General features: G+C 49.3%; 2 tRNA genes and 1 rRNA gene. All 3 read left to right on the top strand.

Annotated elements, in window-relative coordinates:
- Window positions 1-50 (top strand): 16S ribosomal RNA (locus tag HUV30_RS18290); the annotation flags it as partial.
- A gap of 67 nt (window positions 51-117) precedes the next feature.
- Window positions 118-194, top strand: a tRNA-Ile gene (locus tag HUV30_RS04010).
- A 114-nt stretch (window positions 195-308) separates the two neighbouring features.
- A tRNA-Ala gene (locus HUV30_RS04005) sits at window positions 309-384 on the top strand.
- Window positions 385-582: the final 198 nt, after the last annotated feature.

Genomic DNA, 582 nt, shown 5'->3' with positions numbered 1-582 from the left:
AGTCGTAACAAGGTAGCCGTAGGGGAACCTGCGGCTGGATCACCTCCTTTAAGGAAATTTGTCCAACTCGCTATTTAATTGCAAGGAGCTTCGCTCTGAAGTTCTTTGAAAGCCGATGGGCCTATAGCTCAGCTGGTTAGAGCGCACGCCTGATAAGCGTGAGGTCGGAAGTTCAAGTCTTCCTAGGCCCACCATCACCCCTTAAGACACTGCAAGCAGTGCATTAACACCGCCACAATGTGCGGTGCGTTACCTGCCTCATATGATATGAGGACGCAACAGGTGCCGGGGGATTAGTTTGACCAAGTGGGGATGTAGCTCAGCTGGGAGAGCACCTGCCTTGCAAGCAGGGGGTCATCGGTTCAATCCCGTTCATCTCCACCACTTTCAAACTTTGATGGCTGGTTATGCTCTTTTACAAGTAGATGTTTGATAGTTCGTACCATGTACCATGGTGCCTGCAATCCAAGTATCAACTTGGCTGAGGCTTATGCCTCTGCTCTTTGACAATCGATAGGGACGGAAAGGAAGTCTAAGAAAAATAAGTTATTAAGGGCATTTGGTGGATGCCTTGGTGCCAGA

The organism is Desulfovibrio subterraneus, from assembly GCF_013340285.1.
Taxonomy (GTDB): Bacteria; Desulfobacterota; Desulfovibrionia; order Desulfovibrionales; family Desulfovibrionaceae; genus Halodesulfovibrio; species Halodesulfovibrio subterraneus.
This window is presented reverse-complemented; position numbering and strand designations above follow the sequence as displayed.